Origin of the sequence: Streptomyces sp. NPDC026589, assembly GCF_040638385.1 — a bacterium.
Lineage (GTDB): Bacteria > Actinomycetota > Actinomycetes > Streptomycetales > Streptomycetaceae > Streptomyces.
In genome coordinates this window covers 1-13,842 of record NZ_JBEZYG010000010.1, presented here as the reverse complement: position 1 = coordinate 13,842, position 13,842 = coordinate 1, and the positions used below count along the sequence as shown (strand labels likewise).

Below are 13,842 nucleotides of genomic sequence, written 5' to 3'. Positions count from 1 at the left end.
TTCCTCTTGCTCCCGACACGTCCACGCCGATTACGTGACGTATGCAGCCAAGACCATGCCCTGCGGCGGGGGCCGTGGGCAAACCGATCTTCCGGGGCCGGAGGGCTTCAGAAGAGGCTGACGGAGGCGAAGCGCAGGACGGCCTGCGGGACCCCGGAGAGCAGGATTCCGGCGGTGGCGGTGAGCACGATCGCCGTGGTGAGCGGGGTGGGGGTCCGGTGGCGGCGTGGCGGAACGGAGGCCGTGGTTCCGGTGGCGGTCCCGGTGGTTTCCGGGGCGCCCTCGGGCTCCCGGAAGAGGATCGCGGTCCACTGAAGGTAGTAGTAGAGAGCGATCACCACGTTGACGGCCATGACGACGGCGAGCCAGCCGAGGCCCGCGTCGACGGCCGCGGAGAAGACGGTGACCTTCGCGAAGAGCCCGATGATGCCGGGCGGCAGTCCGGCCAGGCAGAGCAGGAAGAACCCGAGGGCCAGGGCCGCGAGCGGACGGGTGGCGTACAGCCCCCGGTAGTCGGAGAGCCTGTTGCCGGGGTGGGTACGGGCGACGACGGCGGCGACAGCGAACGCGCCCAGGTTCACGACGGCGTACATGAGGGCGTACGCCACGGTGGAGCCGATCTGGTCGTCGCTGGAGTACGCGGCGGCGGCGATCGGGACCAGGAGATAGCCGGCCTGGGCGACCGAGGACCAGGCGAGGAGGCGGACGGCGCTGCGGGCGCGGGCGGCGTTCTGGCGGAGGGCCGCGACGTTGCCGACGGTCATGGTGAGGGCGGCGAGGACGGCGAGTGCGGGCCCCCAGACGTCGGCGTAGGAGGGGAACGCGACGACGGTGACCAGAATGAGCCCCGAGAACCCGACGGCCTTCCCCACGACGGAGAGATACGCGGCGATCGGGAGGGGCGCGCCGACGTAGGTGTCGGGGACCCAGAAGTGGAAGGGCGCGGCGGCGGTCTTGAAGGCGAAGCCGACGAGAGTGAGGGCGACGCCGGTCTTGGCGAGGGTGTCGAGCACCGGGGGCACGTCGTCGAGGCGGGTGGCGATCTCGGTGAGGTGCAGGGTGCCGGTGGCCGCGTACACGAAGCTGACGCCGAGCAGCATGACGGCGGTGGCGACGACGGAGGAGAGGAAGAACTTCAGCGCCGCCTCGGAGGAGCGCCGGTCGCCGCGCACGATGCCGACGAGGGCGAACGCGGGCAGCGAGGCGACTTCAAGGGCGACGACGAGCGTGGCGAGGTCGCGCGAGGCGGGCAGCAGAGCGGCCCCGGCGGCGGAGGCCAGGAGCAGGAACCAGTACTCCCCCGCCGGCAGTTTCCGGGTGTCGTCGAGCGAGAGCAGGACGGTGAGGAACGCGCCGCCGAGGACGAGGGCCTGGATGACGAGGGTGAAGTGGTCGGCGGTGTAGCCGCAGGCCTGGGTGCCGGTGGTGACGCAGAAGGTGGCCCGGTCCCCGGCGCGCAGGGGGATCAGGAGCGCCAGGGCGGCGGCGAGGGCGGTGAGGGCGCCGTAGCCGAGGAGTCGCTTGCGGTGCGCGGGCAGGAACAGGTCGGCGACCAGGACGACCAGGGCGGCCAGCGCGGTGAGGGTGGGGGGCGCGATGGCGAGCCAGTCGATGGACTGGACGAGGCTGGGGGCATCAGCCGCGACGAGGATGCCGGCGGCGTCGCCCGTGCCGGAGGCCGGGCCGGGGGTGGTGCTGAGGGCCTCGGTCACGACTTGCCTCCTGCGAGGAGCTGCTGCACGGCCGGGTCGGTGAGGCCGAGGAGGACGGCGGGCCAGAGGCCGGCGAGGACGGTGAGCGCGGCGAGCGGGGTCCAGGTGGCGGCTTCGTACGTCTGGATGTCGGCGAGCTGCGGGGTGGTGGATGCTGCGGGCCCGGTGCCGGCGGCCTCGGACGGCTGGAGGCCGGACGGCTGGAGGCCGGACGGCTGGAGGCCGGACGGCTGAGGGCCGGACGGCTGGGGGCCGGAGGCTGCTTGCGGGCTGTCCGCCGCCCGCAGGGCCCGGTCGTCGGGTGACAGCCGGGGGTGGGGCGGGTGCTCGCCCATGCAGACGCGGCGGACGACGATGAGCATGTACGCGGCGGTGAGCAGGGTCCCGAACGCCCCGATGGCCATGAAGGTGCGGAACGCGGGGCGGCTGAGGCCTTCGGCGGGGCTGTACGCGCCGAACAGGGTGAGCATCTCGCCCCAGAATCCGGCCAGCCCGGGGAGGCCGAGCGAGGCGATGGCGGCGAAGGCGAGCAGGGCGCCGAGGCGGGGCGCCCGGCCGTAGAGGGCGGCCCCGGTCGCTCCGGCGAGGGTGTCGAGGTCGGCGGTGCCGTAGCGGTCTTTGACGGCGCCGACCAGGAAGAACAGCAGGCCGGTGATGAGGCCGTGGGCGATGTTGGCGAAGAGCGCGCCGTTGACTCCGGTGGGGGTCATGGTGGCGATGCCGAGCAGGACGAAGCCCATGTGGCCGACGGACGAGTAGGCGATGAGCCGCTTGAGGTCGCCCTTGGCGCCGGTACGGGCCAGGGCCAGGCAGGCGAGGGAGCCGTAGACGATGCCGACGACGGCGAACGCGGCGAGGTAGGGCGCGAAGGTCCGCATGCCGTCGGGCGCGATCGGGAGCAGGATCCGGACGAATCCGTACGTTCCCATCTTCAGCATCACGCCGGCGAGGAGCACCGACCCGACGGTGGGGGCGGCCGTGTGGGCGTCGGGGAGCCAGCTGTGCAGGGGCCACATCGGGGTCTTCACGGCGAGGCCGAGGCCGATCGCGAGTACGGCGATGACCTGCACTGATGTGGTGAGGCCCCGGCCGTTGTCAGTGGCGAGTGCCACCATGTCGAAGGTGCCGCTCTTCAGCCCGATGAGGAGGATGCCCAGCAGCATGACGACCGAGCCGAGCAGGGTGTAGAGGATGAACTTCCAGGCGGCCGCCTGCCGTTGGCCGCCGCCCCAGCGGGCGATGAGGAAGTACATCGGGATGAGGACCATCTCGAAGGCGAGGAAGAAGAGCAGCAGGTCGAGGACGGCGAAGGTGGCGAGGGTGCCCGACTCCAGGACGAGGACGAGGGCGACGAAGGCCTTCGGTGAGGGGCCCGCGGGCAGCTTGAAGTAGCTGTACAGCGCGCAGAGGAAGGTCAGCAGGGCGGTCAGGAGCAGGAGGGGGAGCGAGATGCCGTCGATGCCGAGGTGGATGCGGACGTCGAGCGCCGGGATCCAGCTGATGTCGGTGGTCGCCTGCATCGTGGCGGGGTGGTCGTGGTCGAAGCCGACGGCCAGGACGATCGCGGCGATGAGGACGGCGCCGGTGATGGTCACGCCGTGGCGGAGCACGGCCTGGTCGGGGTTCTTCCCCTTGAGCCCGGGCGGGGCGGGGAGCAGGGCCGCGACGGCGCCGAGGAGCGGGGCGACGACGACGAACGCCAGGAGGAACTGCATCACGGACGCACTCATATCGATCACGGTCACGACCCCGCGTTGACGTTGGCGAAGACGACGGCGGCGATCGCCAGGACGAGGGACCCGGCGAGCAGGGCGCCGGCGTAGGTCTGCACGTTGCCGGTCTGGGCCCGGCGGACGGCGGTGCCGAGGAGGCGCGTGACGGCGCCCGATCCGTTGACGTAGGTGTCGACGACCTCGCGGTCCAGGAAGCGGACGAGGCGGGCGGCACCCTGGACGGGCCGGACGAACAGCACCGTGTACAGGGCGTCGAGGTGGAAGCCGGTGGCCGCGTGGCGGTGCAGCCGCCCGAGGAGAAGCCTGCCGGGGTCGGCCGGGTCGGGGGCGTCCGCGATGGTGCCGTAGACGGCGGTGTGGGACGTCATGGCCTCGGCTTCGACGAGGGCGGGTTCGACACCGGGGTGGGCGGCGACGGCGCCGATGGGGGTGCGGGCGGCGAGGGCGGCGGTGTGCCGCCACGCGCCGTAGGTGACAAGACCGCCGATAAGCGTGACGCCGGTGGAGAGGACGGCGGTGGTGAGCGACGGCGTGAGGCCGTGCCCGTCGAACCAGTCGCCGATCATGCCGACGGTGAGGCCGAAGGCGATGGTGGGTACGGCCAGGATCCACAGGACGGAGGTCATGGCGGCGGGCTGCTTGCCGTGGTCGGGGAGTTCCGCGCCGCGCCCGCGGAAGGCGAGGAGCCAGAGGCGTACGGCGTAGGCGGCGGTGAGGACGGCGGCGAGGAGCCCGGCGACCAGGATCGTCCAGCCGGCGGCGGCCGGGGCGACGCTCCGGTCTCCGAGGGCGGTGTGCTCGGCGGCGACGAGCACGGCTTCCTTGGAGAAGAAGCCGGCGAACGGCGGGATGGCGGCCAGCGCGAGGAGCGCGACGGTCATCGTCCAGAAGGCGTCCGGGATGCGGCGGGCGAGGCCTCCCATCCGGGACATGGCGGCAAGCGAGTTGGTGCCCGCGGCGTGGATGACGACGCCCGCGGCGAGGAAGAGGACCGCTTTGAACGCACCGTGCGAGATCAGGTGGAAGACGGCCGCGCCCCGGTCACCGACGGCCAGGGCGCCCGACATGTAGCCGAGCTGGCCGATGGTCGAGTAGGCGAGGACGCGTTTGATGTCGTCCTGGGCGAGGGCGGCGAGCCCGGACCCGATCATCGTGACGGCGGCCATCACGGCGAGCACGACGAGCGCCGCGCCGGAGGCCGCGAAAACGGGCAGCAGACGGGCCACGAAGTAGATGCCGGCCGCGACCATCGTCGCGGCGTGGATGAGCGCGGAGACGGGGGTGGGGCCGGCCATCGCGTCGGGCAGCCAGGTGTGCAGGGGGAATTGGGCCGACTTGCCGGCGATGCCCGCGAGGAGCAGCAGGGCGATGACGGTGGGGTGATCGAGTCCGCCGTTGCCGACGGCGGCGAGGATCTTGGTGATGCGGAAGCTGCCGGTATCGGCGGCGAGCGCGAACAGACCGATCAGGAAGGGGACGTCGCCGAGCTTGGTGACCAGGAAGGCCTTGAGGGAGGCGGCCCGGGCCTCGGGGGTCTCCCAGTAGTGGCCGACGAGGAAGTACGAGCAGATGCCCATGATCTCCCAGCCGACCAGGAGCACCATCAGGTCGCCGGAGTAGACGACCAGGAGCATCGCGGAGGTGAAGAGGGAGACGAGGGCCGCGTAGGAGGGGTAGCGGGCGTCGTCGCGGAGGTAGGCGGTGGAGTAGAGCTGTACGCAGGTGGCGACGACGGTGACGAGGACGGCGACCAGAACGGCGAAGCCGTCGAGGTGCAGTGCCAGGTCGATCGGGACCGAGCCGGTGGGCGTGAGCTGGGTCGCGGCGTCGATGGCCCGGCCGCCGCCCTGGCGGACGGCGACGATCAGGGCGAGCACGGCCGCGGTGAGGGTCGGGAGGATCGCCAGCGGGCGGACGAATCCGGGGGCGGTGCGGCCGGCGGCGAGCCCTGCGACGGCCCCGAGGAACGGGAGGAGGGGAACGAGGGCGGCGAGGGTCGTCGTGGTCACGTGGTGGCCTCTGCCTTCTTCGTCTTCCCTGTTCCCCCGTCGGCCCGGCCGGAGGTCGGTTCGGCGCCGTCGGTGTCGGTGTCGGTGTCGGTGTCGGTGTTGGTGTCGGTGTTTTCGGCGCTGTCGGTCTCAGCGGTGTCGGGGAGCGTCTCGGCGGCGTCCGTCTCGGCGGTGTCGCGGAGCCGGTCGATGTCGGAGGTGCCCCGGTTGCGGTAGACGGCCAGGACGATCGCGAGGCCGATGCCGATCTCGGCGGCGGCGATGGCGATGGTGAAGAGCGTGAGCGCCTGGCCGGAGTGGAGGGTGTCGCGGAGCCAGACGTCGAAGGCGACGAGGTTGAGGTTGACGGCGTTGAGCATCAGCTCGACGGACATCAGGACCAGGATCGCGTTGCGGCGGGCGAGGACGCCGTAGAGGCCGACGCAGAAGAGGAGGGCGGCGAGCACAGCGGGATAGGCGAGGTGCATCAGCTCTGCTCCTCGTGGCCGGGTGAGGTGGGTGAGCCGGGTGTGCCGGGTGAGGTGGGTGAGGTGGGTGGGCCCGGCCTCACGGGCCCGGGCTTGGCCGTCCCTTTGGTGCCGGGGCGAACGGTGGTGTCCGTGTCGCGTTTGCGGGACAGGACGATCGCGCCGACGAGGGCGGCGAGCAGCAGGACGGAGAGCGCCTCGAAGGGCAGCACCCAGTTCCGGAACAGGAAGGCGCCGGTGACCTCGGTGGAGCCCTGGGCCGGCCCGTCGAGGTCGATCCAGGTGGAGCGGAAGGCGTCGGCCACCACCCAGACGAGGGCTGCCGCCGCCGCGGCGGCCACCCCGAGGGCGACCCACCGATTGCCCGAATCGGCGTCCGGGGAACGGCCGATGGGGGCCCGGGTGAGCATCAGGCCGAAGAGGAGGAGGACGACGACGGAACCGACGTAGATCAGCACCTGGACCCAGGCGATGAACTCCGCGGTGAGCAGGAGGTACTCGACGGCCAGTCCGCCGAGCGCCACGACGAGCCAGAGCGCGGCGTGCACCAGCTGCTTGGTCGTGACGGTGATGACGGCGGCGCCGAGGGTGACGAGGCCGACGAGGAGGAACGCGATCTCGACGCCGGACGGGGAGAGGAAGCCGGGGTGGTCGCCGGCAGTGGTGGCGGTGGTGCCCACGGTGGCGGCGGCCGTGGCGTTGAGCAGCATCACGGAGTTCCTCCCGTCTCGTCTGCCCGTTCCTGCCGGCTCCGCTGCTCCTGCTGTTCCCGCTGCTCCTGTGCGCGTTGGGCGGCGAGCTTGTCCGCTCCCTTGCGGGCTGCGGCGATCTCCTTCGGTTCCTCGGCCCCGGGGTCGAGCGCGGGCGGCTCCGGCACGGTCCACATCCACTCGCGGAGCTTGTCGCGCTCGTGGGTGAGTTCGTGGATGTCCGTCTCCGCGTACTCGAACTCGGGCGACCAGAACAGTGCGTCGAAGGGACACACCTCGATGCAGATACCGCAGTACATGCAGAGGGAGAAGTCGATGGCGAAGCGGTCGAGGACGTTCCGGCTGCGCTCACGGCCGCCGGGAGCGGCGGGCGGCGACGTCTCTTTGTGGGAGTCGATGTAGATGCACCAGTCGGGGCACTCACGGGCGCAGAGCATGCAGACCGTGCAGTTCTCCTCGAACAGCCCGATGACGCCGCGGGAGCGGGGAGGAAGCTCGGGCTGGGTGTCCGGGTACTGCGCGGTGACGGTCTTCCTCGTCATCGTGCGCAGGGTGACGGCAAGACCCTTGGCCAGGCCGGATCCGGGGATCGGGGGCATCAGTTGATCGCCACCTTCACGATGCCGGTGAGCGCGATCTGCGCGAGGGCGAGCGGGACGAGGGTGGTCCAGGCGAGCTTCTGCAACTGGTCCTCACGCAGACGCGGGTAGCTGACGCGCAGCCAGATGACGACGAACGCGAGAAGGGCGGTCTTGAGGATGGTCCAGATCCAGCCGAGTCCGTCGGCGCCGAACGGGCCGTGCCAGCCGCCGAGGAACAGGACGGTGGTCAGCGCGCACAGGACGACGATGCCCGCGTACTCGGCGAGGAGGAACAGGGCGAAGCGCAGACCGGTGTACTCGGTGTACGCGCCGAAGATGATCTCGGAGTCGGCCACCGGCATGTCGAACGGCGGGCGCTGGAGTTCGGCGAGACCGGCCACGAAGAAGACCAGCGCGCCGACGATCTGCCAGGGCAGCCACCACCACTCGAAGGCGTCGAGGATGCCGGTGAGCGAGACCGTCCCGGCCGCCATGGCCACGGAGGCGGCGGTCAGGAGCATCGGCAGCTCGTAGGAGAGGAGCTGCGCGGCGGTACGGAGGCCGCCGAGGAGGGAGAACTTGTTGGCGGAGGCCCAGCCCGCCATGAGCGAGCCGAGGACGCCGATGCCCATGACGGCGAGCACGAAGAAGATGCCCGCGTCGACGGCCTGGCCGACCGCGCCGTCACCGGGGCCGACGGGGATGACCACGAGGACGAGGAGGTACGGGAGGAGGGCGACGGCGGGGGCGAGCTGGAAGACGCGGCGGTCGGCGGCGGCCGGGACCACGTCCTCCTTCTGCGCGAACTTCACACCGTCCGCGACGAGCTGGGCCCAGCCGTGGAAGCCGCCTGCGTACATGGGGCCCAGGCGGCCCTGCATGTGAGCCATCACCTTGTGTTCCGTCTGGCCCACGAGGAGGGGGGCGACCAGGAACACGACGAAGACGACGGCCAGACGGAGGGCGACGTCGAGAGCGTCGTTCACTCGGGATCGCCTCCGGCGGGGTGGTCCGGGGCGGGCCGCTCAGGGGCCGGGGCCGGCTTGTCGGGGGTGGGTTCGTCGGGGGTGGGTTCGTCCGTGGGTGCGGGTCCGCCCGCGGACTCGGCGGGCTCACTGGGGGAGGTTTCGCCGGCGGTGGGGCCGCTGCGCGGGGCTTCTCCCCTACCCGCCCCTTCCCGAACCGGGGGCTCCGCCCCCGTACCCTCGCTCCTCAAACGCCGGAGAGGCTGAGAAGACGCGTCCGGAGTCTCGGACTCCGGGCTCTCCGGTTCACCGAAGGCCGGTTGGGCGTCGTGCCACGGTGCGTCCGTGCTGCGCGCCCGGGGCGGTGGCCCTGGGGCGCCCCCGGGCGCGGCCGGGGGCGGTTGCTGGCTTGCCGAGCCCTCGGACGCCGACCGGGAGCGGCGCGGGCGGGTCGTCGGGGGTGCCTGCGGGGGCGTGCCCGCCGTCGGTTGCGTGGTCGTCGGAGGTGTCTCCGAGGACGTCTTCGGGAGCGTCTTCGGGGGCGCGGATGCATCCGGCGTAGCGGGAGTCTCCGCGCCGGTTGCCGTGGGAGTCACCGCGGGTGCCTCCGGGTCGCTCGCTGTGGGGCGTTGTGCCGCCGAGCCCTCGCCCGCGGTGCGGGTGCGGCGGGGCGGGCGGTCGGTCGCGGGGCGGGCCGCTCGGCCCGGGCGGGCGGCGGCCGGGGGGAGTTGGCCCTTCAGGGGGCCCCATTCGTTCGGGTCGGGCACCCCGGGCGGGAGCATCGCGCGGCGTTTGGGTCCGGTGTGGCCCTCCGCCGGCTCCCCCGGTTCCTTCGCCCCGGGCCAGGCCTTGGCGACGCGCGCGGCCAGGACGAAGTCCTTGCGCAGCGGGTGGCCCTCGAAGCCTTCCGGCAGGAGCAGCGGTACGAGGTGGGGGTGACCGTCGAACGCGACGCCGAACATTTCGTGCGTCTCGCGCTCGTGCCACGCGGCGCCCGCGTAGACGTCGATGGCGGTGGGCAGGGCCGCCGCGTCGTGCGGCACGGTCGTGCGGACCATCAGCCGCCGCACCGTACCCGTGCCCAGGGCCGCGACATGGGCGCAGACACGGAAGCCGGTGCCCCGTTCGTCCACGGCGCTGAGCCAGTCGAAGTAGCTGCACCCGAGCTCGTCGCGGGCCGTCCGCAGCGCGGTGAGCCAGGCGGCGGCGGGGACGTCGACGGTCAGCAGGTCGTACGCGGACTCCGCCGTGGCCTCTTCGCCGAACAGGTCGGTGACCGCGTCCGGCAGCCGGTCGTAGGCGTCGGCCGCGGATCCCGTGTGCTGGTCGCCGTCGCTCATCGCCGCTCCTCTTCCTGTGCCGAGGCCGGTGCCGTCGGGGCGGCCACCAGGCCGCTGCGCAGGGCATCGGTGGACGGCCCCCCGCCCTCGGCCCCGGTGGCGTACCGCTCGGCGAGGGATTCGCGCGCGATCTTCTCCTGGAGCTTGAGAATGCCCTGGAGCAGCGCCTCCGGCCGGGGCGGGCAGCCGGGTACGTACACATCGACGGGGATGATCTGGTCGACGCCCTTGGTCACCGAGTACGAGTCCCAGTAGGGGCCGCCGCAGTTGGAGCAGGCGCCGAAGGAGATGACGTACTTCGGCTCGGGCATCTGCTCGTAGAGCCGCTTCACCGCTGGGGCCATCTTGTCCGTCACCGTGCCGGACACGATCATGAGGTCGGCCTGGCGGGGGCCCGGGGCGAACGGGATCACGCCGAGCCGGATGAAGTCGTGGCGCGCCATGGACGCGGCGATGAACTCAATGGCGCAGCAGGCGAGTCCGAAGTTGAAGACCCAGAGGCTGTAGCGGCGGCCCCAGTTGAGGACGACCTTCATCGGCTCCGGTGCGAGCCGGGAGAGCACGCCGAGGCGCTTCGGCTCGGGGAGGAGGACCGGGTCGGACGAGGTCGGGGTCGGGGGCGCGGGCTGCTGCGACGCGGGGGTCGGCCGGCTCGTCAGGCCCATGCGAGGACGCCCTTCTTCCATGCGTAGAGCAGTCCCACGGCCAGGAAGCCGAGGAAGATGAACATTTCGACCAGGGTCGTCGCGCCGTATCCGGGCGCCGCGAACACCGTGGCCCACGGGAACAGGAAGATGGAGTCGACGGCGAAGATCACGTACAGGAACGCGTAGACGTAGTAGCGGACCTGGGTGTGCGCCCAGCCCTCGCCGACGGGGTCGACGCCGCATTCGTAGGTGAGGAGCTTCTCCGGGGTGGGGACGACGGGGCGCAGCAGCCGTCCGGCCCCGAAGGCCACGGCGACGAACAGGACGCCGACCAGGGCGAGCAGGCCGATGACCGAATAGCTCTGGAAGTACTCCGAGGCGAGTGCGGTGGTTCCGGCGGGTCCGTCCACCGGAACTCCGGATACCCCGGAGACCCCGGACGCGCCGGATGCCCCAGCCGCGTCGGTCATGCCCACCGCGTCCGCCACGCCGGTCACGTCCGTAACGTCGGTCACGTCCGCCCCTCGCTCCCTCGTCGTCCGCATCTGTCCCGTGTATCTGTCCCGTGTACCTGCTTCTGTTCTGTACGCACGGGAGTCTAGGGCCTGATAAACGGAGCGTAAGCAGCCGCGTCGGGCATCAGGTGGGGTTATCCCTACTTCACCCCACCCATGAGCCCCATGGTGTGCGCGGGTGCGGCCCGGCAGGCTGTGTGTATGACCATGAGCCCTTCCGTGCCGGATCCCGACCGGCTGCCGCCCGCCCGCTTCGCCCTCGACCGGTGGGCCTGGCGGGAGGTCGCGTATCTGCTCGCCAATCTGCCGTTGGCCGTCGTCGGGTTCGTCTACACGGTGGTCGTGATCGCTGTCGGCGCCGGGCTCTCCGCCACCGTGATCGGGCTGCCACTGCTGGTCGGCGGGCTCCAGGGGGCGCGGCTGCTGGGCCGGATGGAGCGGTGGCGGGCGCGGCGGATGCTCGGCGTACGGGTCGAGGAGCCGAGTCCGCTGGCGCGCGGCCACCAGGGGCAGGGGTTCTTCGTCCGGCTGTGGGCGGGGCTCAAGGACCCGGTGGGCTGGCGGGCGTTGTTGTACGGGTTCATCCGACTGCCGTGGGGGGTGCTGACCTTCGCGGTGACACTGGCGAGCCTGTTCGTCCTGTGGCCGGTGCTGCCGTTCATCACGCGGGGGTTGACGACGGTGGACCGGGCGATGGCACGCGGGCTGCTGTCGCCCTCGGACGAGCTGGAGCGGCGCATCGCCGAGCTGGAGTCGGACCGGGGCGTGGTCGTGGACACCGCCGCCGCCGACCTCCGCCGCATCGAGCGCGACCTGCACGACGGCGCCCAGGCCCGCCTGGTCGCCCTCGCCATGGGGCTCGGCCTGGCGAAGGAGAAGCTCACCGACGACCCCGAGGCCGCGGCCCGCATGGTCGACGAGGCCCACGGCGAGATCAAGGTGGCCCTCCAGGAGCTGCGCGACCTGGCTCGCGGAATCCACCCCGCCGTCCTCACCGACCGGGGCCTGGACGCCGCGCTCTCCGCCATCGCTTCCCGGTGCACGGTTCCGGTCAAGGTGTCGGTGGGGCTTCGGGGGCGGCCGGCGGAGGCCATCGAGGGCATCGCGTACTTCACCGTCTCGGAGCTGCTGCAGAACGTGAGCAAGCACAGCGGTGCGCGGTCGGCCACCGTCGACGTGTGGCGTTCGGCGGACCGGCTGATGCTCCAGGTCACTGACGACGGCGGGGGCGGGGCCCGGATGGGCGGCGGTACGGGTCTCGCGGGGCTCGCCGAGCGGCTCGACGCCGTCGACGGGGTGTTCGTCCTGGACTCGCCGGAGGGCGGGCCGACGACCGTCACCGCCGAGCTGCCCTGGCGCGACCGGGCCGCAGCGCGGCCGGCCGCCTGACAGCCCGACGCCCGGGGTGGGGAAAACCCCCGGGCGAATACGGAGAGGGACCTCATGGCGGGGAAGGCCGCCGGCCAGGACCCTTGAGGGAGAACGGTCCGGGGCGGCGGGCCGCCTCCGGCACCATCACGGCGCAGGCGCCACGGACAAGCCCACCGCCCCACGCACAGCCCACTGAGAGACTTCAGACAGAGACGGAACGGACGGGACTCATGGCCACGGCATACGGACCGGACACGCGGGACCGGCAGCATCAGGGTTCCGGCCCCGGCTTCGGGGCGAAGACCCCAACGAAGTCCCGGGCGAAGCATCTCCTCCCGGCGCCGCTGCGTGCGCCGCTGGAGGCCCGTGCCTGGCGCGAGCTGCTCTACGCCCTGCTGAGCTTCCCGCTCGCCACGACCGCGTTCGTCTTCGCGGTCACCATGACGTCGCTGAGCGCGGGCCTGCTGGTCACCTTCATCGGGATACCGGTCCTCGCCGCCGGTCTCGCCGTCTGCCGGGGCTTCGGTGCACTGGAGCGGCACCGGGCGCGCGGGCTGCTGCGGGTGGAGGTCGCGGATCCGGAGCGGGTGCGGGGGAAGACCGGCGGCCCGTTGTCCTGGATGGGCGCGGTCCTCAAGAGCGGGGTGTCCTGGCGGCACCTGCTGTACACGCTGCTCCACTTCCCGTGGGCGACGTTCACATTCGTCGTCGCGATCACGTTCTGGACGTACGGCCTGGCGGCGCTGACGTACCCGCTGTGGTTCTGGCTCTTCCCGGTGTTCGGGGGGCAGGACGGTCTCCAGCTGTACGGGGACCGCACCCACCAGGAGTATCTGGACTCGCCGGGCGAGCTGGCGGTGACCGGGGCGGTGGGCCTGGCGCTCGTGCTGGCCGCGCCGTGGATCGTGCGGGGGCTGCTGTCGGTGGACCGGCTGATGGTCACCGGTCTGCTGGGGCCGTCCCGGCTGGCCACCCGGGTGTCCGAGCTGGAGTCGGACCGGGGCGTGGTCGTGGACACCGCCGCCGCCGACCTCCGCCGCATCGAGCGCGACCTGCACGACGGCGCCCAGGCCCGCCTGGTCGCCCTCGCCATGGATCTGGGTCTGGCGAAGGAGAAGCTCACCGACGACCCCGAGGCCGCGGCCCGCATGGTCGACGAGGCCCACGGCGAGGTGAAGGTGGCCCTTCAGGAGCTGCGCGATCTGGCCCGGGGGATCCACCCCGCCGTCCTCACCGACCGGGGCCTGGACGCCGCGCTCTCCGCGATAGCCTCGCGCTGCACCGTGCCCGTGACGGTCGAGGTGGACCTGGACTCGCGGCCCGCGCAGGCGATCGAGGGCATCGCGTACTTCACCGTCTCCGAGCTGCTCCAGAACATCAGCAAGCATGCCCGTGCGACCCGGGCCACGGTCGACGTGTGGCGGGCGGCCGACCGGCTGATGCTCCAGGTCACCGACAACGGCCGGGGCGGGGCGTCACCGGCCTCGGGCGGCGGTCTGGCGGGGCTGACGGAGCGGCTGGACGCCGTGGACGGGGTCCTCGTGGTCGACTCCCCGGCCGGCGGCCCGACGACGGTCACGGCCGAGCTGCCCTGGCGCGGCTGACCCCGGGCGCGGCGTCTCGCGCCTCTCCCACCGGTCTCCCACCAGTCTCCCTCCCGCACCATTCCCTACTCCTCCCTGCTCCTCCCTGCTCCGCCACCTCCCTGCCCCCTCACTTCCCCCCTAGTCCCCTCGCCCGCGGTCGTACGCCCCTTCGCCCGGCCTCCCGGTCCGGCAACGGGGCGTACGAC

At 72.2% G+C, this 13,842-nt stretch carries 12 protein-coding genes; 2 read left to right on the top strand and 10 right to left on the bottom strand.

Going from position 1 to position 13,842, the window contains the following annotated elements:
- Positions 1 to 107: 107 nt before the first annotated feature.
- The 10 genes from AB0F29_RS18440 to AB0F29_RS18395 are packed head-to-tail and all read right to left on the bottom strand — an operon-like array spanning position 108 to position 10,679.
- On the bottom strand, positions 108 to 1,652 hold the full coding sequence (locus AB0F29_RS18440) for an NADH-quinone oxidoreductase subunit N (RefSeq protein ID WP_361873668.1): 1,545 nt from the start codon (positions 1,650 to 1,652) through the stop codon (positions 108 to 110).
- A gap of 56 nt (positions 1,653 to 1,708) precedes the next feature.
- Positions 1,709 to 3,457, bottom strand: a complete 1,749-nt coding sequence (locus tag AB0F29_RS18435; protein WP_361873304.1) for an NADH-quinone oxidoreductase subunit M — start codon at positions 3,455 to 3,457, stop codon at positions 1,709 to 1,711.
- Positions 3,454 to 5,454, bottom strand: coding sequence for an NADH-quinone oxidoreductase subunit L (locus AB0F29_RS18430; RefSeq protein WP_361873302.1), 2,001 nt, complete (start codon positions 5,452 to 5,454; stop codon positions 3,454 to 3,456). Before AB0F29_RS18430 ends, AB0F29_RS18435 begins: the two co-directional genes overlap by 4 nt.
- Positions 5,451 to 5,921, bottom strand: coding sequence for an NADH-quinone oxidoreductase subunit NuoK (gene nuoK / locus AB0F29_RS18425; protein ID WP_361873300.1), 471 nt, complete (start codon positions 5,919 to 5,921; stop codon positions 5,451 to 5,453). The genes AB0F29_RS18430 and nuoK overlap by 4 nt, the downstream gene beginning before the upstream one ends.
- Positions 5,921 to 6,631, bottom strand: coding sequence for an NADH-quinone oxidoreductase subunit J (locus AB0F29_RS18420; protein ID WP_361873298.1), 711 nt, complete (start codon positions 6,629 to 6,631; stop codon positions 5,921 to 5,923). The genes nuoK and AB0F29_RS18420 overlap by 1 nt, the downstream gene beginning before the upstream one ends.
- On the bottom strand, positions 6,631 to 7,230 hold the full coding sequence (locus AB0F29_RS18415) for an NADH-quinone oxidoreductase subunit I (RefSeq protein ID WP_361873296.1): 600 nt from the start codon (positions 7,228 to 7,230) through the stop codon (positions 6,631 to 6,633). The genes AB0F29_RS18420 and AB0F29_RS18415 overlap by 1 nt, the downstream gene beginning before the upstream one ends.
- Positions 7,230 to 8,198: a complex I subunit 1 family protein gene (locus AB0F29_RS18410; RefSeq protein ID WP_361873294.1), complete on the bottom strand. Its 969-nt coding sequence runs from the start codon at positions 8,196 to 8,198 to the stop codon at positions 7,230 to 7,232. The genes AB0F29_RS18415 and AB0F29_RS18410 overlap by 1 nt, the downstream gene beginning before the upstream one ends.
- On the bottom strand, positions 8,195 to 9,517 hold the full coding sequence (locus tag AB0F29_RS18405) for an NADH-quinone oxidoreductase subunit C (protein WP_361873293.1): 1,323 nt from the start codon (positions 9,515 to 9,517) through the stop codon (positions 8,195 to 8,197). The genes AB0F29_RS18410 and AB0F29_RS18405 overlap by 4 nt, the downstream gene beginning before the upstream one ends.
- A complete protein-coding gene (locus AB0F29_RS18400) occupies positions 9,514 to 10,182 on the bottom strand; it encodes an NADH-quinone oxidoreductase subunit B family protein (protein ID WP_361873291.1) in 669 nt (222 codons plus the stop codon). The genes AB0F29_RS18405 and AB0F29_RS18400 overlap by 4 nt, the downstream gene beginning before the upstream one ends.
- Positions 10,173 to 10,679 carry an NADH-quinone oxidoreductase subunit A gene (locus AB0F29_RS18395; RefSeq protein WP_361873289.1) on the bottom strand — a complete coding sequence of 169 codons (507 nt, stop codon included), beginning with the start codon at positions 10,677 to 10,679 and terminating at the stop codon, positions 10,173 to 10,175. The genes AB0F29_RS18400 and AB0F29_RS18395 overlap by 10 nt, the downstream gene beginning before the upstream one ends.
- 201 nt (positions 10,680 to 10,880) lie before the next feature.
- Between AB0F29_RS18395 and AB0F29_RS18390 the strand changes: the two genes are divergently transcribed.
- Both AB0F29_RS18390 and AB0F29_RS18385 read left to right on the top strand, forming a co-directional pair.
- On the top strand, positions 10,881 to 12,068 hold the full coding sequence (locus tag AB0F29_RS18390; RefSeq protein ID WP_361873287.1) for a sensor domain-containing protein: 1,188 nt from the start codon (positions 10,881 to 10,883) through the stop codon (positions 12,066 to 12,068).
- Between the two features lie 212 nt (positions 12,069 to 12,280).
- Positions 12,281 to 13,654: a sensor domain-containing protein gene (locus AB0F29_RS18385; RefSeq protein ID WP_361873285.1), complete on the top strand. Its 1,374-nt coding sequence runs from the start codon at positions 12,281 to 12,283 to the stop codon at positions 13,652 to 13,654.
- The last annotated feature ends 188 nt before the right edge of the window (positions 13,655 to 13,842 follow it).

What these genes read in the sequence shown, in the direction of transcription:
- nuoK (WP_361873300.1), bottom strand. Translation starts at nt 5,921, where the DNA reads ATGCACCTCGCCTATCCCGCTGTGCTCGCCGCCCTCCTCTTCTGCGTC.
- AB0F29_RS18420 (WP_361873298.1), bottom strand. Translation starts at nt 6,631, where the DNA reads ATGCTGCTCAACGCCACGGCCGCCGCCACCGTGGGCACCACCGCCACC.
- AB0F29_RS18415 (WP_361873296.1), bottom strand. Translation starts at nt 7,230, where the DNA reads ATGCCCCCGATCCCCGGATCCGGCCTGGCCAAGGGTCTTGCCGTCACC.
- AB0F29_RS18405 (WP_361873293.1), bottom strand. Translation starts at nt 9,517, where the DNA reads ATGAGCGACGGCGACCAGCACACGGGATCCGCGGCCGACGCCTACGAC.
- AB0F29_RS18400 (WP_361873291.1), bottom strand. Translation starts at nt 10,182, where the DNA reads ATGGGCCTGACGAGCCGGCCGACCCCCGCGTCGCAGCAGCCCGCGCCC.
- AB0F29_RS18390 (WP_361873287.1), top strand. Translation starts at nt 10,881, where the DNA reads ATGACCATGAGCCCTTCCGTGCCGGATCCCGACCGGCTGCCGCCCGCC.
- AB0F29_RS18385 (WP_361873285.1), top strand. Translation starts at nt 12,281, where the DNA reads ATGGCCACGGCATACGGACCGGACACGCGGGACCGGCAGCATCAGGGT.